This window comes from Phocaeicola sartorii JCM 17136 = DSM 21941, from assembly GCF_054653615.1.
In genome coordinates, this window is sequence record NZ_BAAIFW010000006.1 from 140619 (window position 1) to 162127 (window position 21509).

The window sequence follows — 21509 nt, forward strand, 5'->3', positions numbered from 1 at the left end:
AATTATATTAATTATTTATTATTCTTGAGAACCAGATGATAGATAGTCAATATAAAGCCGCCCATAAAGATGATCAATCTCATGTTGGAATATCACTGCTGTAAATCCCGAAATTTTTTCTTCACGAGATTCAGAAGTTTTTCCATCAATATACTTGACTGTAATATCTGCCGCTCTTAAAACTTCACCCTCTTTATCTGGAATAGAAAGGCATCCCTCAGTTCCAAGTTGCGTCTGTTCAGAATAACTGATGATTTCAGGATTTACAAGAATTTCAAAAGGATATCCTTCTTTATCAAATCGCTGTACTGCTACAATGCGACGAAGAATACCAACTTGAGGAGCCGCAATTCCAACACCTTCATTTTCAGGATTACGAACAGTAGCCAACATACGGTTTACCAACAGTTCGTATTCTTTCGTTGCCATCATTTCTTTGCTTACATCTGAAGAAACAGTGCGTAAAAGAATCGAGTCATTTATATTGTCCACAGTTAAAATCCTCATGAGACTTGTTGTGTCATGTGAACGAATGAGATTAATTTCATGTTCAGAAAAACAATCATCAGTATCTTTAATTTCAAAATGCTGGTAATCCTTCAATGAAGTCCAATCGCCACCCCATTCAAATCCGGCTTCTGTAAAGAGTCGATATGCAAGGTCGTTATGATCTATCTTATAGGGTATATCCGTCCTGTTCTCACGGTCGAATGCGTATGGTTCGCCGGTAGCCGGTTCTATATGCCAGGATTCGTCATCCTTTTGCTTGACATATGGATTGTAAAGCGTATTGATGTCAATGGCAAGACCAAGTCCATGCTTGGAAATTTTGGTAGTAGATCCGGTCATGAAGCGGAAGTTGAACGATGAGGAGTTGTTGGCACGCATAGAGCTTTCGTCGTCGGCATCGTAGTTGTCAATGAACACCATTCGCTCAATGCGGTAGTCTGCCTGGTAGAGCCGGCGAAATACATCAATCACTTTATCGGCAATGGCAGCGTTCACCACCATCTCACCCCTTTGCGGGTTACCGTCAGCGTTACGATGCAACATTTTTAAATAACGTAGTTCGGATCGCTTCAAAGGACAGTCCTCTTTCCATGACTTGAGCCACATGCGGTTGAATATCCGGTCGCTGATAGTTTCCGAACGGAACCAGGCATCCACACCGGAGCGTTCCACGTCAGCTTCGGATACCAACGTTTCGGCAGTCCACTCATCGTCAGGACTTTGATATCCGAGGTCGTTGTCACATCCGACCAAGAGCAAGGTAAAGGACACGACAAAGAGTAGCAGGTATTTTCTTCTTATCATATTTGCTAATGTATTTATTATTTGTTTTTACTTCTCAAATTTCCACTTAGGCAGTTCGCTGCGACGAGTAGTGGAGGTACAGTAGAAGAGAGTGTCGCGGTAAGTGCGAGTGTAGTCTATGGTCACAGTGCTGTCTGTGAAGTTCTTTACATGTACGGTTTGCACCGGTTTATTGGGGTGTGACATATAGAGGGTGTCGTTGTGGAAAGCATATCGAAACCGCAGCTTTTTCATCAGCGTGTCATTTTGGATGGTGTAGAAGGTCATCACGCTGTCCGGAGTATAGACTTCGTAGAATTGCTGTTCTTGCGGGTTGTTGATGTAGTCGTAAAGCATGGTGTCGGAGGCGGTGCCCAGCACGGTTTGAGTCATGGTTTCATAGTACCATGTGCCGATGAAGTTCGGAATGCCAGGTTCTGTGGGATTTGTTTTGCTTGTTCCCTTGCACGATATAAATGCTATTGCTGCCATCAAGGCGATACTGATGATATAAAGTATTTGCTTCATAATGAAAATGATGATTTATTGTTTTACTTATTTATGTTTTTGCTATCCGGAATCCTACTCAGATGTCGGCAGGAGCTATTGTTGTGTATTCTATGAGATCTTCAGCCTGTTAGCTGGTCGAAGCGGCAGGCGTGGTATCGTTCTCTGTTTTTACTATCATTGACTGAAATATTAACATAGACGTTGTAGATGTAGTTGTGCCGCCTATCGGTCTGACGGTGGGCGACGAGGATATGCGACAATACTTTGTCCAGCCGGTTGATATAGGAATCAAGGCGCATGTTACCGCTGTAAATGCAGGCGTAACGTAGATTGTTTCATTTTGATTATTTTTTGAAGTTTATAAATTCTGACATATCAGCCGAATAAAGGTTACCGTAGTTTTCAGCGTTATAGACCATCACATGGCTACCGACCGTATTGATGAACAATCGGTAATATAGGTCGCGTAGGGCAATGTTCTTGTTTTCGGTGATCTGCTCAATAAAGGTGGAGGTAAAGCGGTTGCTCATCCATACTTTCATCTCGCCGTTGAACACGTCTGCCTTGGAGGTTTCGTCACCATTGGCAGCCGTGACGAACAACATTCCCGGAATATTCCGGCATTGCTCCATCACACCGCCCGAAAAACAAGCCTCGACCATCATCAGGAGTTTACGATAGCTTCTCTTTTCCCTCATCCGACGGAAAGTCTTGTCAAGTTGGTCACCCATAATGCCATAGGCATCATCGTTCCAGCATAAGGCACCGGGCACTCCGTGTCCGCTCCAGAAGACAAATACATTGTCGTTTGCGGTAGATTCGATTACGATGGGCAGTCTTTCGCTTTTTTCTCCGCTCAGTATGGCAAGTATGTCTTTTGCCTGCAACTCCGACATGTGATAGTCTATCTCTACTTGCTCGTACACGTTGTTTCCTCCGATGGTCACCTGCACAACTCCTTTGTTAGGATTCGACACATTGTCGGCTATATCGTTCTCGGCAATGAGAATGATACGGTCGTCGGTATATCCGGCCTGTTTGAGCTGCTGGTAGATGGCGAGCACATCTGCCTGATGGCGGTAGTTGGCCCATCCTTTGGAGGAAGCAACCAGAAGTGCCCAGTTGCCGGTATGTACAGGGTAATCGAATTCTCCTGAATTGTTGAAATCCTGCATCTGCGAAGCCTTCCAGTTCCAACCGGCAAGTGTCGCATCCGTGCGGTTTCCTCCATCGCTGGTGTTATAGTCGAGGATGATATACTGCCCGTTGTAAACCTTGAAGTTATAGTAAGTCGTAGCAAGCACATTGGTAAAGACTTTTGCATCAAACCTCAGATGGCCTGAAGCCCCACGGACGTATGGCGACTTGCCGGCAGCAAGCGCATCCACCACAAGCCTCATATCCTCACCCGTCCAGCTGCCCATGTTCAAGTCTTCTCCTGAAACAACAGCCCTGAGTGATTTTTGTAACGACAGCTCCGGATTGAACTGCTGATGCCATGCTGCATAGCCGATGAGCATGGCGGCATCGTGGAGCTGTGATTCTCCCAGAGTGGGCGTGGCATTGAAAAAGGTCCGATAACTTACGTCGAACCCCGATTCAGGATCGGCACCAAATGCGACTCCCTCTATCCCTTCGGCTGCATCTCCGTGAATCTTGAGCACATCCGCACCGTAGGCTGTATCCGAAAACAACATCCTCGGTACACTCTGACTGTTCAGGCTTTGTGTTTTATGCGCTTCAAGCATCGGTCCCATCTCTTCAATCTCAGAGGGGATACATATCACATACTCTGCACCCGACTGCATGGCTTGGCGGGACACATCCGCTATGTTATCGGGGGTGTAAGCATAGCTGCCCATATTCTTCAACCCGAGTTCGCGTGCCTGAAATGCGAACCAATCCATGAACGTCTGCCCGTAATTGTCATTATCCTTGGCCAAAAGTGCCACGCTTTTACCTCCATAGTTAATCACCTTGGAGAGAAGTACCTCACATTGCGTAATGTCGGTTTCGGTCATCGCCCAAAGATAGCCTGTCGATGCGTATGCACGAACCAGTTGTTCTGTAGTGGCGAGTGTGAAGAATGTCTTGCCTACAAGGGTCAATTCAGCCGCGAGGATTGCAGCGTTGGATGAATACAATCCGCCGATGACGGCATATACTTCATCGTTGAAAGCCAGCGATTGGGCAAGTTCCTGCATATCGGCATTTGCCTCGTCGTAGTATTCAAACTTCAATCTGATACCTGTCTCGTGGTTTTTGAATGCACGTTCAAAGTTGGTTGCAAACATACCCAACGTTCTTTCCCAATGCGCAGCAAGTCCTTTCTCCATCGGGAGCACCACGGCAACGGTTTTCTCTGTCCACTGTTTATCGGCATAGGACATGGAAGATTCATCATCCGAACAGCTCCACAGACCGATCAGGCAGAGGAGTGGTGCAATAAGTTTAATAACCATTCGTTTCATAATACTCTTTCTCGAAAATAACAGCCTGTTGGCGTATGTCATTGACTAAACTGTTGAAATTATTCGCGTATCGGGATGCGACCAGCCAGTCGGCATACCCGCTTTCAAGACCGTAAAGTTGGTTCTCTGGCATAATCCCCGTGACGACCCATTCCGTCAGATACCTGTAAATCAATTGGTCGATATGCTTAATGACCGAGCCAGTGATCCGGTTGGAGAGACTTGATTGATCGATGTCCATACCTGCGAGGTACGGTGAATCTTCAAATTCTCGGGAGTAGCGGTAGATACCGGCATTGGAGCCACCTGCCACAGGAAAGATGAAGTCGTAATCAACCGCCCAATCGCTCATTTTCCGGTAAGCGAGCGAAGCCGACACATATCCTGTCCAATCATCCGCCAGGTACTCCACATCGCAGTCGCTGCCGTAACCGGCAACAAAACCGTCTTTGGCTATGTTGATGGGACTGTCCGAGGGGTTGGCAAGTAAGACAAGCGGTTTCCTGTCTCCCGTACATTGCCTTGCCACTGCTCCGGCAAGATACGAGGCTCCGAACATAGAAATTTGGAAAGTGTGTATCTGTTTGTCATCATATTGTTTCCGGCTTTCAAACAGCAAAAGGCTCCTGTTGGGAGTCAGGTCTTGTTGGGTAAGATGCTTTTCTACCATAGGCTCATAGTCGCTGCTACCCAGAACAAACAACACCGGAATGTCGCTTTCCGGCCGTTTGAGCCAGTCGGAGAAGATTTTCTCGGCCTCAGGCAATGATTCGGGCGAATATATATAGAGGTCAATCTCTTTATGTTCCATCTTGAACCGCTGCACGCCTTCGAGGATGCAGTCGTTATAGCTCATGTCGCCTAGTCCGCTTGGAGAAAAGAGAAAAACAATCTGTGGAACCGGAGAAACCGGCTCCAACTCATCGGCATGATTGCAGGATGACAACGCTCCTGTTACCAAGAACGTTGTCATTGCCAAAAAGATACGGAAAGGATTATACATGCTAATCAAATACATGATAACATTCCCATAATGTTTCATTTTATAAATATTGTGATCTGTCTCATTTATTATTTAAAATTCTCACCTCCGCATCTATTGCATTTCTTTGGTCTGTAGAGCTTAAATGTCTCCAATCCGCAATCGGAACATACCCACCCTGATACAGGGAATCGTTCCCAAGGAAAATTCTCTCCCTCCAGATATGCTTCGGGAGCGATGCGAATAAACAAATCACCGAAATTATCAAGTGCTTTGAGCGTAACGTTGTAAAAGACGCTTTCATCCGTACCAGGAGCAAGAGTAATAACCCCTTTGTTGTCTGAGAATTTTATCGTGCGTTGTTTACCATCCCACCGGTCGAGGATAAGACGCTCGCACAGCTTATGGGCGGCCTCCTTCGAGTCGGCAATCATCACCAAAGTGCTTCCATCCTCACCTCTTTGGTAGAGTTTTTCTGCGTTAGCCTGCTCAACAATCACCTTGTTGATGTTTAGCAATATCTCTTCACTTGATACAGCCTTTGGTTCGTCATCGTTGCTACAAGCTGTAAATGCGAGTATTGCCACCATTGCAGTACACATAATCGTTAAAAATTTCTTCGTCATACTTGTCATATTCTTGTCTTCTTTTTGTTGGCATGACGCCATAACGCCATAACCGTTATAATATTATATATCAGCAGTCTCATTTGTTTTCACCGGCAGCATCATTGGTTCGGATTTTTAAATGTAATGATGTACCTCGGTTGGCCCTTTTCCTTCCGAAACCATATATCCAGTTTGGAAAAACCGTTCTTGACATCACTCCTTTTATAACTCATTATCAGGTACTCTGAAGAGATGGAGCATAACCCTCTAAACCTCTTTTGTGCCATAATATCGTCTCTGTCAATTTGGTTATACATGAAAGCAAAGCACTCTCCCTCATTTTTGAAATCAGTGCATGTTAACCCCCCGGATTGTACAGCGGGGAAGTCGGGGTATATCTTCTTGACAAAATTGGTAAAGTTCTTTGCTGTATTCTCTTTCGCAGCCTGCGAGGAACCACCGAAGATGTTTTCGTTGTCGGCATTGAATACAGCCATGCACACTACCTCTTCGGTAAGGGTGTTTGTCACTTCTAAGAGGTAATCGCCTTGCCACACTTCGCTCTTGAGCGAATTGCAGGCTTTCTCGCAGGCTGCGTAAACTTGTTTGTCGCACTCTTCCACCGTACCCCGCTTCGTGAAGTTGCTTCCGGTAGCACCGAGGGCAGACTTGAAGGCGTTCTCTATCTTCCCCTTCTCTTCGAGAAAGTCGGGGTGTGATGCCGAAATTTCGGTGAAAACGTAGGTGTAAGTCACTTCATTCTCAATATCTTCATCGTCGCTGCAAGCTGTGAAGGTGAACGTGAGGATGGCTGCTGCCATCAGTGCCAGCCATGCCGGCACTCTGTCCATTGTACTTTTCATCTTGATCAATTGCTTTTAGAGTTTGTCGAGTCAGCGTCCTCCCCAACTCGTTGTTACATTCAGTTTGCTACCACACTTGTCACATTTGTAGCCTGAGGGCATATAACCCACACCGGCAGCATTCTTTGTATAGACATACTTGCATTTCGGGTTTGTGCATGTTCCTATTACAGATATATTGACAAACTGGTCTATCCCATAATTATCATTCTTGATATACTCCGGATCGGCCAGGTGCAATGTCATATCGTCCAGATGGCGCACATCACGGAAGATAACCGTGCCATACAGCCCTTCTACCGAACCTGCTTTCAGCATAACCGTGCCATACGCATCAGCCAATGTCACAGTGCGGTTCTTGCCGTCCCACTTCTCGCCGGTCAGCGACTCACAGAACCTGTATGCCTCATCCTTCGAGCTGACAGGCAAGTAGAACTCGCCGTTCTTTTTGTCCACACACATTTGAGCGATATTTAGAATCAGTTGGTCTATCAGTTGATCCACTTGTTCTTCGCCGGTCCGTATGTCGTTCTTTGTCTCATCGTCGTTGCCGCACGAAGAGCATATAGCAATTACCATCATGGTTGCAAACAATATAGTAAAAATCTTTTTTCCCATAATCCTTTTTTTATCTTCCATTTATCCTTAATTACCGACTGATGATCACCAATGTTTTTTCTTGGTCTAATGCAGTCTTTACTTCTTTCTCTCCTTTGGTAACTTTACAGAGACTCAGGTCATCACCCATCACTTCCTCTATTTTCAGGCGGCCTATCTCCTGACGGGCTTCTCGTCCGGCAATGCTTTTTAAGACGTAGATGTTGAACTGTTGTCCTTTTTCAGCCCGGCAGTTGTTTCCCAGATCAATGTACACCGTGCGTTGTTTGTCCTTCTTTTCTTCACCACGTTCCACGATACTGCCATGAAGGGGGTAGCGGTGGTTGTAGTATTCGGATATGCGGGAAGCCAGGCGGTCGATGGCATCGTTCAGCGCCTTATCAGCCGTAGTCATCCAGGAGATGTCACTGTCGGTCATGCTGAATATGTGGCTATCCACCGCTTCGTCCGTACGGGCGTCTTTCAGATTGAGGGTGACGTTGATAAGCACCTTGTACGATTGTTCGGCAGGCTTGTCTTTGACTGTGGAGGGGGTGACTTGCGAAGTGCCGGTGATGCTGTTGATGGTGCCATCCACATAAAGGGCTTCTTCGTTGCCCGCCAGTTCATCAAGGTGGAAATCTCCGTCGATGACCCGGAATCGTGTGACGTCGCTTAACGCTTTCACGATAGCCTCACGCACCGAAGGGGCATATTCATCGTGTTGGGTAGTACTCTTACCTGTGACGGCGGTGGTAGCCAGATCGGTCAGGATGCTGCCTACGGTCTGTTTCTTGCTGTGTGCCTTGTCCACGTAACGGATGTCCCCCACAGCTACCTTCAGGAAACTGTTACGCGAGCTTTGTGCCCGCAAGGCTGCTGCTTCCAACAGTGCCGGAAGCAGCAAGACGAGGGCTATGAATGTTCTTAGTCTCATTTTTCAAAATTTAAATTATTGTCAATGTTCCATACCGGGTTTTCTACAATCTGCAGTGCATCCTCTTCGACTGCCGCAGCGCGGGTATGTAAATAGTTGCCACCGATGTTGAACGAAGGCAACCATTGGCGCAGGCGGTAAACATCGATGGTAGAGTAGTTCACCGGATCGTCCTGGCGACCCTGTTGATAGGTGTTGATTTCATCTTGCTGACTGCGTGTCATGAGGATGGTGTAAAACCTATCTACGTTCGCAAAGTCAGTGGCTCCGGGTGAGTCGGAGAGGATGGGGAATTGGGCCATGCTACTTGCCAGCATAGTCAGATCCACAGGGTATGCTTTGCCCTCTCTGTCATACAGGCGGTTGACAGCATGCCCGGGCACGAATTCAACGGTGCATTTCACGCCTTGGTTGATGCACCATGAAGCGAAAGCGGCCGACAGTTCCATACAGTAGCCTTGCTGGTTGTGGAAAATATCGTCGATGGTACGTATATATTGCACATCGGCCGTGTAATTCGGACTTTGCAGCTGACCGCCATCAGAGACAGTATAGAAGATGCGGTGTTTCATCATCAGATAGGTGAAGGCACGTGCCGTGCTGTTCAACAATTGTTCGCTATTGGGGCTCGCCATGCCGCTGATTGTAGGCAGGTAACCGTCGTTCAGGATCTCCTTTTTCAATTGCTCCACCAAAGCCGAGTGTTCGTCGATGTAGCCCATGAGGAACGCACCGGTCTGAGGACATAGCACTTCATCGTTTTCCCGGACGGGATAACTTCCGAAATCAGATTGCTTGATGAGGTTGATTTTCTGCTGATTCTCCTTTTGGAGCAAGACCGGGTCGGGAATGTAACAGTGCAGGCTGCGGCAGTTGAACTGCTGCGTGAAATGGTCTACGGTATCACCTTCCAGGAGCAGGGTCCAAGCCAATTCCACCGGCTTGTCAGCATGCCAATGCAACAGGGCATCGATATTCCACTTCACGGGATAGGTCAGGTGGATTAGCTCGTCTGTCAGCCCTTCGGGCACGGTAGCGTTGAACACCGCAGCATGGCATACGGGACTTTCGTCCATCCGCAACGTGAAGCAGGTGCCTGCACCGGGGTTGCGCATGCTGATGCCCATATCGTCGGTGATAAACTTTTGGGCGAACTCGCTGTCGCTGTAGGCACGTTTCACCCCGTCGGCTTGCAGTAACCAACCGGGATAGAGCGAGTAGCCGTCATCAAGCAGACCGTAGTAGCACAGTGAGCGTGCTTCCGTCAGCCACTCACCCGGCTCGAAGTCGGGTGAGTTTTGGGTTTCGGGATCCTCGGTGTAATAGTTATTAGTCACCTTGTCGCATGCAAGCATGAGCAGCAAGACGAGGATAAGAGGAATGTATGTCTTCAGTTTCATCATTTTTAATATTTGTTTACTCCTTTATTACTAATACGCAGGTTGCGACCGATTTGTTTGCCTTTGTTGTCTTTCAACCGGAAGGTGTATGCGTTTTTCAAACCGGAGAACTTAGAACCGAAGCTCTCCAACGTTTTCAGCATTTTGTTCCAACGCTCCTCCATCTGCCTGTCCAGAATCTTTTCTTCAGGCGCACAATAGCCTTTTGAAATATCCTTGTACTCTCGGACGCTGTTCAGGAACGTTTGGATAAGTTCCATCTCTTTGTCATCTTGATAATTGTCTGCCACTACCGAGTAGTTCTTGGTGAAGCGGTTGGGGACGGGTAGCTCGATGCGGAGTTTAGGGTTGTTGTAAACAGATTCTTCATGACCAGCTCTGAATTTCGCAAAATAGGCGTGTTTAGCATACAATGTAAGGGCGAGATCCATATAGAACGCCTTGTTACCACGTCTTTCGGTATTGTTTACCAACCAGTTCCATGATTGGCGCGTTTTGCAGACCGTGGTACTGATGGAGTTCTTGTCCGGTTCTGAAATTAGCTTGCCATTGGTTACAGCAGATATTGCCCCTTTGCTATATTCGTATTTGTGCGGTATATCATACTTCCAATAATATCCGGTACCACTCTTCTGGAGGTTTATATTGATTTCCTTGCTCACATTGCTCACCGTCTGTTGGTGCGTGAAGCCACCGGTCAGTAAGGCTGTCAGCCCGTCACTGTATCCTAATTGGCTGTTCAGGTTCCATCCGTCGATAGTTTCTATCTTCTGTATCGCTCCTTCGTTCTCCGGCTGCGGGTTCCACATATCTTTCAAGGTATAACCTTCCGTATCCAGTGTGGGTTTCACATATAGGCCGCCATAAGTATATCCGGCTGCTTTCTGACGCTGGCCCCATTTGTTGACCTTCTTACTGTAATATTGGCCAAACTTGAACTTATCACCCGGGTATGTCTCTTCCAACAGCACATGATAGTAGTCCTGCTTGGTCTCAAAGTTATAAAGGGTAGATACCCATACTTTGAGTTCTGCCTGGCAAGTAAAAGTTTTTTCATCGAACTGACGTTTGAGGACACAAGGGAGGAGGATGGTTTCCAGAGCCGCTGAGTTCAGCATTTCGCCGTCTGATGCGCGTGTCTTGGTTTCTCCGTTCAGCCATTCCGCCACTTTTTCAGCAAAGAGTCCGTATTCGTAGTCAGAGGGCTCGTCCGGTGTGAGGCTTTCGGTAACGGCGTGGGTTTGCTCGTTGCCGTCTTCTGTTTCTTCGGTAACGAATCTTTCGATGGTAACCTGTTCACCGTTGTAGATGTCACGCAGGTCAAGATGGTCGTTGCGGCGTATGATGTAAGAATCACGTTCCAGCGGGTTACTTTTTCCGCCTGCTTTGGTTTGGGCACCTCCATCCTTCAATTGCTCTTCCAGCCACGCCATGAAATCGTCCAGTTCGTCGTACATGACAAGGTCGAAGAACATCAGTGCCAGAGCATTGGGCCTGTGCAGATAGACGGCTCCGCCACGGTCGAATACCTCCTTTATCTCATACACCATCTCCTCGCTGATTTCCATCAACGCATCGTAGTCCAGAAAGACTATCTCCACGTCGTCAGCCAGTTCCGTGGCGGCGGGACTGTAACTGTAACGTTGTCCGGTCATACGTTTCATCACGTAGGGGGTCACTTCGTCGAAGTGCTCGCCCAACACGGCGTAGGTTTTTCCCACGGTCGTCTTCACTTCATCTTCGGTGGGAATGGTAATATTCACTTCCGGCTCGTCGAAGTCGGGAGCCAATTCGTCGTCCTTGCACGAGGCAAGGACGAGCACCATCATCCCTCCAATCAGGAGGGAGAGGTATTTGACTAATAGATTTGTTGTCATATCGTAATGTCTTGTTTCTAATGATTAGAATGCGATGAACGGTCTTACGTAAAATATCTCATCTTCGGCATTGAAGTGCGCTTTGTATCCAAACTCTACATCCTTGTTTTCGCCTCGAAGCACGCAAGTGGTCACCAAATTGTAAAACCTGTAATTGAAGTTCCCTAAATCCTCTAACTCCTCAAAGAGTGAACTGCTGGCATACACCCGGTCTCTCACCAGCGGATCTCCTCCAGCCTTCTCGAATGCCTCGTCGGAAAGAGAGGTGGCATCCAGCAGGTCATTCCTTGAAGGGAGGAACCAACCTTTGTTGGATTTGGGGTTTGCCACCGGATAGTTGAGGGCGTAGTACAGGACAGGATACCACTCCTTGCTTGGCTCTTTCCCGTCTTTTTGGGCGGCAGCCAGCATCAGGTTATGGGTATTGTTGTAACCTGCACCATGATTAATGGGCAACCAATTGTTAGAGCCCTTTTTGCTGAAGGGGGTAGCGTCGCCCCACGCACAGGGTGTCTGGTTGGCATCGTGCAGTGCTATGGCAAAGCCATTGATTCCATTGGGGAGCTCACTGTCGCTTGTTCTGCCTACACAAACGATACCTATACAGTTACGCTTCTGCTCCTCGGTCAGCTTTGTTTTGGCGGGGAGGAAGCTGCCGTCGCTCATGTAGTAGCTACCTTTCCCAAAGAGATTCACACCGTTGGGACCGATGTAGAGGGGCGAACCTATTTCTTTCCCTTCTCCGTTGGTCATGCGAATGATATAGTTGTTCTTTACAGCCGAAAGGTCAAGATTTTTCTTTTCTAATGCCTGCTTTGCTTCATACCATTTTCTCTCCAGTAGGTTTTTCAGCGAGTTCTCGGAATCGCGGCAATACTGGTTGTCCTTCAGTTCCTTGTATTGCCGGCAGCTATTCAGGAGGGTTTCCACGGTATTCCAGTCGGAATACTTTTCATCGGGGGCAATGGTGTGTTTGCTTATATACCGGTTAGGCGCAGGCAGTGAGGCGGTGATTACATCATCGTAGATGTCGACATATTTAAAGCACTCTCCTCCAGATTGCATTTTCCATGCCACGTGGAATCTGAATTTGTTGTGTATCTTCATCTTGAAGGGGTTTAAGCCCCTCTTTGCCGTATTACTCACTTTATAGGTGAACGATTGTCGTGTAACGACATTCTTACAGTTAGGATGAGATAGGTCAAGGAATTTCAATGTGTAATAGTTGTCTGCTTCATTCGAAAAGTAAAACCAATATTTGCTTCCATTATGGGTCTCAGATGGCTCATAGTAGAATTTGGTGAGTCTCTCTTCCGGTGCCAAGGCCAATACTTCGGGATGATACGTGCTTTCCAGCTTACCCACAATCGTGTTGTCCTGGCATACGTCGGAGCCTGCCGCCCATCCATCTACAGACAGGGTTGTGGGCACCGCCCCTTTGGCAAGTGGCTGAAGATTACCGGTTGTTACATTATACCCATCTGCTTCCAATTGGGGCAAATCGATGGCGTGTGAACCATAGGTATATCCTCTTGCTCTATGTACTTGCGCAGTCATGATGGGACCTGTACGGCTCTTAAAATAATATTCTCCTTTGGCGAATGATTCCACCGGTATCATCTGTTCCACTGTCACATAGTAGAAGTCTTCATTCTCCTGTGGAGAGTAGAGCGATGCAGCCCGTATTGTAATCTCAGCGTTGGCGGTTATCTGCTTGTCGTCTCCTATGCGTTGTACGCGGCAAGGTGCCAAAATGGTCTTTGTATAGGGCATTTCCAAGTCTGCACCTCCGTTGGCACGTGTTTTCGTCTGGACACCATCATCGTTCAGCCATTTCGCTACGCTTTCGGCAAAGAGTCCGTACTCGTAGTCGGTGGGTTCGGTGGGTGTGAATGTCTCGGTGACGGTCCGGGTCTGTTCCTTGCCGTTTTCGTCTATTTCGGTGACGGTTGCTTCACGGGTGATCTCTTTTCCATCGTAGATGTCCTGCATGTCGAGGGAGCTGTTGCGCGAGAGGATGTAACTGTCACGCGTCAGCGGGTCACCATCTTGTGCAGTGCGGGTGTCGATTTTGCCACCGCCCGTATTCTCTTCCATCCACTCCATGAAGTCGTCCAACTCATCGTTCACAAGCATCTGGAAGAAGGCAAGCGCCAAGGCATTGGGCTTGTGCATGTAAATGACCCCATCGCGGTCGTACAACTCTTTGAGTTCGTAGGCCATCTCTTCGTTCATACCGGTCAGTGCTTTGGTATCCATAAACACTACCTCCACGTCGTCTGCTATCTCCGTGTCAGCAGGTGTATAATTGTAGCGTTGTCCGGTCATGCGTTTCAGCACGTAGGGGGTCACTTCGTCAAATTGCTCGCCAAACACGGCGTAGGTCTTTCCCACGGTCGTCTTCACCTCATCTTCGGTGGGAATGGGGATATTCACATCCGGCTCGTCAAAGTCGGAAGCTATTTCGTCGTCCTTGCACGAGGCAAGTCCGAATGTCATCATTCCTGCCAATAGCAGGGAAAGGGCTTTGATGGATAGATTTGTTCTCATTTCGTTTGTTATTATGGATTATTTATCTTTGTCTCTTAGGTTCGATAATATTCTTGCTTCCGCAACGACCGCATTTATTGCCGATGGGCACACCGGCATTGGTCCACCAACTGCAATCGCCACATCTCCATACACATAGCGGTTCGCGCTGTTCATGGTAATGGCTGGGGTTGTCTCCATCCAAGTACTCCTTGGGAGCGATGGTAAGGGAGAACACCGGATGGTCGCAACTCTTTAGCCCGGTGAACGAAACGGTGCAAAAGATACTCTCGTCCGCAGCGGGCGCAAGCGAGATGATGCCGCAGTCGTCTGGGAGTTTGACCGTGCGCGGCTTGCCGTCCCACGTGTCGGCAATCAGGCGTTCGCACAGTTTGTGGGCAGCCTCTTTCGAGTCGGCAACCAGTATCATATTAGGGGCATCCTCCTCTGCCTGATAAAGTTTTTCGGCATCGGCCTGGTCGGCAATTACCATACTGATATTTTTCAACATCTCTCCGCCCGACATTGTCCGGGACGCATCGTCATCGCCACAAGCAGTGAATGCGGCCATTGCCATCATTGCGGCAAGTACAATCATAAAAAACTTCTTTTCCATATACATTATTATAATAGGGGTTTACGTGAATATGAATTTGAGGAGAAACAACACCGACAGCACATACATGGTAGGGCTAACCTCCCGGTGTCTGCCCGTGCCCAGTTTGAGCAACACATAACAGAGCATACCCAAGATGATGCCATTGGCAACGGAGTAGGTCAGCACCATGGTTATGATGGTGATGAACGCAGGAAGTGCCTCCGCGATATTCTTCATGTCTATTTGAGTGATGGACTCCATCATAAAGACACCCACCAGCACCAGTGCTCCGGTCGTGGCAGCACCGGGGATGAGCAGGAAGATGGGGGCGAAAAAGATGGCCAAGAGGAACATCCCTCCGGTGACCAGCGAGGTGAAGCCGGAACGTCCGCCCTCGGCAACGCCCGAAGCACTCTCCAAGTAGGTGGTAATCGTAGAACAACCCAGTATGGCTCCAAAGGTGGAACCGATGGCATCGGCCAGCATAGTCTCTTTGGCACGGGGGATTTCGCCGTTCTCTTTCACAATCCCGATCCGGTAGGTAAGGGCTACCAGTGTGCCGATGGTGTCGAACATATCCATGAACAGCAGGGTGAAGATGATCACCGCCATGTCGAGCGTGAACAGCTGGCTGAAGTCGAATTGACAGAAGGTGGGAGCCAGCGAGTGGGGCGTGGAGATGGGCAGGAACCCTTCGGGAATCGTAGTCACCCCCAACGGAATGCCGATGAGCGTACAAATCAGGATGCTATAAAACAAGGCTCCCTTCACCTGCTTAACCACGAGCAAGCCACTCAGCAGGATGCCTGTCAATGCCAACACGGAGACGGGCGTGAAGGGGCCGAACGTCACGAACGTAGCCGGGTCGGAGACGATGATGCCGGCGTTCTTTAGTCCGATAAAGGCGATGAACATCCCGATACCTACCGAGATGGCGTAGCGCAGCGTGGCAGGTATGCTGTTCAGCACAATCTCGCGCACGTTGAAGAAAGTGATGAGAATGAAGATAAGCCCCTCCACAAACAAGGCAGCCATAGCCACTTGCCACGGGTAACCCATACCCTGTACCAGTGTGAAGGCGAAGAAGGCATTGATCCCCATGCTGGGTGCCTGTGCCAAGGGCAGCTTTGCCATGAAGGCAAGCAACAGGGTGGAGAGGGCGGTGGCAAGAGCGGTAGCCGTGAACACGGCACCCTTGTCCATTCCGGTGGAAGAGAGAATAGAGGTGTTCACCGCAAGGATGTAGCTCATGGTAAGGAAGGTGGTGATTCCGGCGATGCTCTCCGTGCGTAGTGTCATGGTCGTGGAGTCGAAACCCAGTAATTTCTTTAGCATATCTTTTCGGTTATTTTTTGATAAACGCTTTTGTTGCGACATTCGCAACAAAAGCGTTTATTGACCGGTTATTTTCTAATATTATTTCTATTATTTCATTGATTTAGCTGTGTTCCAAGCATGCTTCAGCGTATATTCGATTCTTTCCGCCTGCTGCGGTGTGCATCCTAAATGGGTGTTTTTCGATGGGTCGAGTCCGTAGACACCGCTACTCTGTTCCTCCGTCAGTCCTAAGTAAGAACCCAGTCCGGTCAGGAAAAAGGAAATCCCGTGTATGGGTTCCACTAAGCTGTTGATGTAGATGACATGGGGCAGCGTGGGTTGCTTCACGGTATGGCAACCGGAGAGTTGGTAACCTTCGGGAAACTGCGGGTATTGCCCGTAGATGTTGTTGGCAGTCAGCGTAAAAGGCAAGATAACGACATTGAGGTAGGCATCCGGATTCCAATACAGGTCGGGATGGTCCAGATTCAACGCATTCTCACGACCGTCTAAACAGATTATAGGGTTGTCGTTGCTATGGTGTATGCCTGCTTTTGCCAGCTTCGTGCCGTCGGGTGCTTGACGGGCAGCTTCCAACCGCACACGGGTGTCGGTCAGTCCGGCTGTCGCGGCGGCATTGCCCAGCACGGCATTGGCGGCTGCTATCCATTCGCGCACCGTTTCGTCATCAAAACGAATTTGGGGCAAGCTCGGATGGTCAAAGAGGTGGAACACTACGGGCAGGGTGCGTATTTCACCCTTTGCCTCTGCTTTTGCTTTGGGCAGGGCAGGGATGTCGCCCACCACGGTGTTGCTGAAGTACTCCTTCCGGTTAGTCACGAGCGAGAAGGTGTAATAATGGCGTGTTCCGCCTGCCAACGGCGACAGTGTCACCTGATCTGCCCAAGTGGCGGATGGCGCATGCAGCGCATGGTTGATACCTTCTGCCGCTCCGGTCAGGTAGATGTCTTGCTTGGTTAAAGGTGCTTGTTCGCTTTGGCGATACACGCGGAGCATCAGCACTGCCTCGTCGGCAGGGAGCGGAGCCGGGGCTTTCACTTCCAATTGGAGTGTGGGGTTGAATAGCGAGCCGTTGGGCATGTGTCCTGCCTGTTGTATCGTCAGCGACACCGGTGCGTCGGCATTCTTCGTTGCCTCACGAGCCATTACCGGCTGCGCGAGGCTAATAGATAGAACCATTAAAATGAGAAGGTTGCGTATAGATGTTTTGTTCATAACTCTTTGCTTTTAGGAGGCTTGCCCCTTGTTTGTTAAAAACAATACTTCACTCCGACCTGCAGGGCGAAAGTGGTGTTGTATTGCGGTTGTTTGGTATGCTTCATATAATCCTTGGTGATGGAAGTCAGCGCGTAGTAGCAACGACCTTCTGCTTCCACCTCGATATGCGGGCGGATGCGGTAAGATAGACCTACGCCACCCACCAGACCGGCATCAAAGCGGTTGTCGCGCGTGGAGTTGAACTCATATTTATGGTCGTAAGCGACGAAAACGTCCGGGTCTTTATCTGCCATCAAGTCATCCAGTATGGAGCTCTTGCTCTCCTCCATACCCTGCACCCAGCTTTTCGCCCAGTAGCCCATGTAACCTCCGGCATGGAGGAATCCGCGTACCTTTTCACCCCCGAAAGAGAAGCGTGCCATCACGGGCAGCGCGAGGTAATGGTCGCGGCGGTCGCGGTAGGTGGGGTTGTAGGCGCGGGACATCGAGTGCCCCTTTTGCAGGTAAGTGAGGTCGGCGCGTACCGCCAACCAATCCAGAATGCCATATTCCACAGGGATACCCACGGTCAGACCGCCCAGGCCGTCGTAGTTGAAGTCGTAGGCATATTGTGTGTCGATGCTATAACTGTTATAGGTATATCCGGCATTTAGCCCTACTTTCCATTGCGCGGCAGCTTGGTCGGGCAGGAAGATGGCAGCAAAGAACAGCAGGCCGGTTATTATCCATTTGTTTTGTTTCATATTTTCTTTCTTATCAGTTGTTATACAATGTCATGTAGCTCTCTTATTTCTTGCCATGCAGGAAGTCGATGGCGTATGCCAGCTGGTCGTCTATGTGCTGTTTGGTAAACCGTTCGAAATCTTGTTTCACCGGAATGTCTGGTGTGATCCCTATGCCTTCCAGCTGTTCGCCATCGTGTGTGCGCGACATCCATGTGCTGGTATAAACAAAGTAGCTTGTATTTTCTAAATTCCTGTCGCCAAACTGTCCGGAAAAGGAGGTATGGGTGTTAGTAGTCAAGGGGCCAAGGCCGCCGAACGTGCGCTGGCCTATCACCGTGGCGTAAGGCAGCTGCTTGACTGCTGCCGCTGTCATTTCCGACATACTCACCGACCAATTGTCTGTCAGCAACACTAACTTCCGGTCGCCGATGCAGTCGGTTTCGGGCAGTTTTCCATCCCAGTCCAACATTTCTCCTACTTGCCGTTGTGTGGTAACTTGTGCATTGAAGGGATTCCATTCGCCGTAGTCCAAGCGTCCCAGTCCCATCTTAGTCTTTGTGTCGAGCACATGTATGTCTTCCTTCAGCAGCGGTCCCAGTATGGTGAACATATCCCACAAAAAGCCTCCCCCGTTGTTGCGCACATCGACGATGACTCCTTTGATCTTCTGGTTGAACACGAGTTGGTTCATATATTCACAATAGACCTCCTTCGCTTCACGTGCTTCGGTATTCTCCGGGTTGTCCGCTTTAGATATCTGTTCGATGATTGCGAAGTTGCTGAATCTCAGGTAAAGGATATCATTGTCGATAACGTAGGTGAACAGATGATCAAAGCCGGCTTCGGGGTTGTTGTTGACGAACTCGTAGTCGTTTGTGATGCGCCCCGCTGCTTTCAGCTTGTTGCGATACACTTGGAAGCCTTCGCGGGGGATATCCAGAAAGAAGTCTTCCCGTTTTGACACTTCCATCCCGCCGGGATGGACAGAGACGATGTCCGTTTGATCGCCGGGGGCGGGCTTCAGGTTTTTCACCTTGATATTCATGTGATGGTCGATCAGCGTGCCGCATACCTCCTCGTAGAGTTTCTGCAAGTCGGCTGTCGGAACGTTTTCCTTCTTGTCCAGCTCTTCAAAGCGCGGGCGATACTGGGTGTAGACGGCATCCCAATCGGTCGGGTCTATCTCCCAGAACACATAGTTTTGGTTGATTCCGTTCCAGATGATGTCAAACTGTTCGGTCAGCGTATTCTTACCTTCGAGCATGCCGGGTTGTATCACATCATCCGCCTCATCGCGGCAGGCGGTCAGCAAGGCCAACAGGGTGGCCAGTATCCATATATTTATTTTAATTTTACTCATTGTTGTTTTATTCGTTTCCTTCGTTTTCATTCAAATTGTTTTCCGGGGATTGTATATCGTCCGAATCGATGTCGTAGGAGTTTTTCTCCAACAGTTTCCCTGCTTCATCCAGTTCCTCCTGTGTGATGCGGAGCACCTGTTTGTTGCGCTCGTTCAACTGGCAGACAATGTCGTGGGTGTTTCTCAACATTTGCGTGATGTTGGGATGTATTTGCAACACATACCGCACGTCGTTCCGCATGAGGAGCGCCTTTGCCGCCTTTTCAACGTCCGGGTAGTCCATAGGCGGACACTCGCCCCAGTAGGCTTGAAAGGCTTTCATACGCAATGCTTCCATTCTTTTGTACTCTTCGTTGCACACATCCAGCACGCTATAACAGTTGCCTATCCGCCCGATCACCTTCTCGTCGTCCAGGCATTGCCATACTTCGAAACTGTTGGAGAAGATGCTGCTCGTGGTATAGTCCGTCATCAGCAATCGGCGTGAGCCGAAGGCGTTGATGAATATTCGCAACGAGTCGTCTCCCATCTCTCCCAAGCGGTCGGGCATAAGAGAAGCGGCCCGTGTGAAAAGCGTGTCGTATTGCTGCAACTCGTCCAAGAGCGTCTGCATGTTCCGGGTGGATGCGTCCAGGTTGTGCAAGGTGAGCAGCACGGTCTTCCGTGCCATCTCCGCTTTGTTTCGGTTCTCCAAATGGAAACTCGTCCCGAATGTGAGGAGGATACCGATTATGGTACCCACCGTACATCCGGTCGTGTTTTTCCACCAATCCGTATCAAAGAATTGTTTCATCCTTTGGTAATCCGTTTACTCGATGACGATTTTGAATCTCATGTCGGCACAAACAGGGTTGTATGTCTTGCCGTTGTATTTCCAAGGTTGGCTGCAACGCTGTACGTAGTAGTAGGTGCCCGGAGCGTAGTTGAATTCAGCATCTCCCATCAGGCTCACGCTACATTTGGTATTGCCGTTGGCATCTGTGTCGAACAAGCCCACGATGAAAGGCGCGTCGTCCACCGGTTCGCCTTTCTCATTCAGCAAGCCCATCTCTACCGCCTCGAAATTCGTCTTTTCCAATATACCGATGTGTCTGAGTTTGTGGGTTACATCGATGTCGAATTCCTTTTCGAAGTCCGGGTTACTCAGTTCGGCTACCGATACGGTCAGCGCGTCGTCTTCAACGGTTGTCAGCGGTGTGCAAGCCATCGTTGTCAGCGGCAGGCTGGCTACACGGTTGTTCTTGGAAGTGAGCTGCACATTGAAGTCAAGCGGACTGAATGTCGGGATGGCTTTCTGCACCTCTTCCAGCTTTTCGGGATTTATCCTCAGTGTGAAACCAACCTCGCCTTCCAAAGGAGTTTTGATGAAGTGGGCAACGCCTATCGGATGGGATGGAGTTCCGTCAACCACCTTGATGTTTTCTGTATCGATCAGGTCGAGGTTTTCCGGCAGCAGAGGCTTGAGGGCTACCGGAAGGCCGGTTGCATACAAGTTTTCTTTGTCGGCACTGTAGTAGTTGAACCCTTTGGGCTGTTCCAGTTGGAACTTGTTTTCGATGGTGTAGGGGTCAATCACAGTAAGCATAACCTCGCTGGATGCTCCACCGGTCTGGCCAACGGACAGGGTGATGGCGTTGTCTTGCTTGATCTGCGTGAAGTCGGTTACTTTGGCGTTCAACAGCCATTTGCCATTTCCTTTGGGTGTGAAACCTTTTGATTCGAACGCGCTGTTTCCTCCTACGATCGTCACCTCATCTACTTGGGCGTCTCCGGGGACTACTTCAAATTCCAAGGCAACCTCGCCCGCTTCATTCAGTTCATAAGCGGATGCAGTCGGCTGTGCGGCTTCAATGACTGCCGGTGCATCGTCATCGCTGCATGACGGCATGGTGCAACAGATACAACCTGCCATCAACAGGGCAGATACACTTCTCCATAAATTACTTCTTTTCATTTTTGATTCTTTTTTTGATTAGTATTTGTTTTACTTCTTATTGTTCTATATGTTCCCCATACATTATCCGGTCACTAAAAAAACAATAGACACCATCACAATAACCAAAGCGATGATTATGGCGACTATTTGAATCATGGACGCAACATCTGTGTCCATAGGTAAAAAGCGTCTGAATGGTGTTCTGTTTCGTCTCATAATAATCGGGATTTTTTTACTCCAACAAAAATAAGCGAACTTTCCGAGCCC

At 48.9% G+C, this 21509-nt stretch carries 20 protein-coding genes; all 20 read right to left on the reverse strand.

What is annotated here, in order from left to right; translation table 11 throughout:
* Positions 1 to 18: 18 nt before the first annotated feature.
* The 20 genes from def to ACYQ0C_RS17665 all read right to left on the reverse strand — a co-directional run bounded on the left by def (position 19) and on the right by ACYQ0C_RS17665 (position 21458).
* Positions 19 to 1314: a peptide deformylase gene (gene def, locus ACYQ0C_RS17570; protein WP_235783028.1), complete on the reverse strand. Its 1296-nt coding sequence runs from the start codon at positions 1312 to 1314 to the stop codon at positions 19 to 21.
* A gap of 27 nt (positions 1315 to 1341) precedes the next feature.
* Positions 1342 to 1821 carry a hypothetical protein gene (locus ACYQ0C_RS17575; RefSeq protein ID WP_025076667.1) on the reverse strand — a complete coding sequence of 160 codons (480 nt, stop codon included), beginning with the start codon at positions 1819 to 1821 and terminating at the stop codon, positions 1342 to 1344.
* Positions 1822 to 1922: 101 nt separating this feature from the next.
* On the reverse strand, positions 1923 to 2102 hold the full coding sequence (locus tag ACYQ0C_RS17580) for a hypothetical protein (RefSeq protein WP_128811825.1): 180 nt from the start codon (positions 2100 to 2102) through the stop codon (positions 1923 to 1925).
* Between the two features lie 45 nt (positions 2103 to 2147).
* The gene (locus ACYQ0C_RS17585) at positions 2148 to 4274 is read right to left on the reverse strand and encodes a C13 family peptidase (protein ID WP_025076668.1); all 2127 of its coding nucleotides are present in this window, start codon (positions 4272 to 4274) and stop codon (positions 2148 to 2150) included.
* Positions 4255 to 5316: a BMP family ABC transporter substrate-binding protein gene (locus ACYQ0C_RS17590; RefSeq protein WP_172681591.1), complete on the reverse strand. Its 1062-nt coding sequence runs from the start codon at positions 5314 to 5316 to the stop codon at positions 4255 to 4257. The genes ACYQ0C_RS17585 and ACYQ0C_RS17590 overlap by 20 nt, the downstream gene beginning before the upstream one ends.
* Positions 5317 to 5345: 29 nt before the next feature.
* Positions 5346 to 5891: a hypothetical protein gene (locus ACYQ0C_RS17595; protein WP_235783029.1), complete on the reverse strand. Its 546-nt coding sequence runs from the start codon at positions 5889 to 5891 to the stop codon at positions 5346 to 5348.
* 92 nt (positions 5892 to 5983) lie between these two features.
* The gene (locus ACYQ0C_RS17600) at positions 5984 to 6727 is read right to left on the reverse strand and encodes a hypothetical protein (RefSeq protein ID WP_025076671.1); all 744 of its coding nucleotides are present in this window, start codon (positions 6725 to 6727) and stop codon (positions 5984 to 5986) included.
* A gap of 30 nt (positions 6728 to 6757) precedes the next feature.
* On the reverse strand, positions 6758 to 7345 hold the full coding sequence (locus ACYQ0C_RS17605) for a stalk domain-containing protein (protein ID WP_055300107.1): 588 nt from the start codon (positions 7343 to 7345) through the stop codon (positions 6758 to 6760).
* 31 nt (positions 7346 to 7376) lie between these two features.
* Complete coding sequence (locus tag ACYQ0C_RS17610) at positions 7377 to 8261, reverse strand: hypothetical protein (RefSeq protein WP_025076672.1); 885 nt, start codon at positions 8259 to 8261, stop codon at positions 7377 to 7379.
* Positions 8258 to 9337 carry a hypothetical protein gene (locus tag ACYQ0C_RS17615; protein ID WP_257463904.1) on the reverse strand — a complete coding sequence of 360 codons (1080 nt, stop codon included), beginning with the start codon at positions 9335 to 9337 and terminating at the stop codon, positions 8258 to 8260. The genes ACYQ0C_RS17610 and ACYQ0C_RS17615 overlap by 4 nt, the downstream gene beginning before the upstream one ends.
* Before the next feature lie 329 nt (positions 9338 to 9666).
* Positions 9667 to 11538, reverse strand: a complete 1872-nt coding sequence (locus ACYQ0C_RS17620) for a hypothetical protein (protein WP_242357712.1) — start codon at positions 11536 to 11538, stop codon at positions 9667 to 9669.
* A gap of 24 nt (positions 11539 to 11562) precedes the next feature.
* A complete protein-coding gene (locus ACYQ0C_RS17625; protein ID WP_055299982.1) occupies positions 11563 to 14088 on the reverse strand; it encodes a hypothetical protein in 2526 nt (841 codons plus the stop codon).
* A gap of 22 nt (positions 14089 to 14110) precedes the next feature.
* Positions 14111 to 14683 carry a hypothetical protein gene (locus ACYQ0C_RS17630; protein ID WP_025076677.1) on the reverse strand — a complete coding sequence of 191 codons (573 nt, stop codon included), beginning with the start codon at positions 14681 to 14683 and terminating at the stop codon, positions 14111 to 14113.
* A gap of 21 nt (positions 14684 to 14704) precedes the next feature.
* Positions 14705 to 16000, reverse strand: coding sequence for an NCS2 family permease (locus ACYQ0C_RS17635; protein ID WP_217772433.1), 1296 nt, complete (start codon positions 15998 to 16000; stop codon positions 14705 to 14707).
* A gap of 90 nt (positions 16001 to 16090) precedes the next feature.
* The gene (locus ACYQ0C_RS17640) at positions 16091 to 17182 is read right to left on the reverse strand and encodes a hypothetical protein (RefSeq protein WP_235783034.1); all 1092 of its coding nucleotides are present in this window, start codon (positions 17180 to 17182) and stop codon (positions 16091 to 16093) included.
* Between the two features lie 71 nt (positions 17183 to 17253).
* Positions 17254 to 17964, reverse strand: a complete 711-nt coding sequence (locus ACYQ0C_RS17645) for a porin family protein (protein ID WP_025076680.1) — start codon at positions 17962 to 17964, stop codon at positions 17254 to 17256.
* A 43-nt stretch (positions 17965 to 18007) separates the two neighbouring features.
* Entirely contained in the window at positions 18008 to 19306 is a 1299-nt protein-coding gene (locus ACYQ0C_RS17650; protein WP_025076681.1) for a S41 family peptidase, read from the reverse strand.
* A gap of 7 nt (positions 19307 to 19313) precedes the next feature.
* Complete coding sequence (locus ACYQ0C_RS17655; protein ID WP_025076682.1) at positions 19314 to 20099, reverse strand: hypothetical protein; 786 nt, start codon at positions 20097 to 20099, stop codon at positions 19314 to 19316.
* A gap of 15 nt (positions 20100 to 20114) precedes the next feature.
* Complete coding sequence (locus tag ACYQ0C_RS17660; RefSeq protein ID WP_055299988.1) at positions 20115 to 21260, reverse strand: hypothetical protein; 1146 nt, start codon at positions 21258 to 21260, stop codon at positions 20115 to 20117.
* Positions 21261 to 21323: 63 nt separating this feature from the next.
* The gene (locus ACYQ0C_RS17665; RefSeq protein ID WP_008156757.1) at positions 21324 to 21458 is read right to left on the reverse strand and encodes a hypothetical protein; all 135 of its coding nucleotides are present in this window, start codon (positions 21456 to 21458) and stop codon (positions 21324 to 21326) included.
* Between the last annotated feature and the right edge of the window lie 51 nt (positions 21459 to 21509).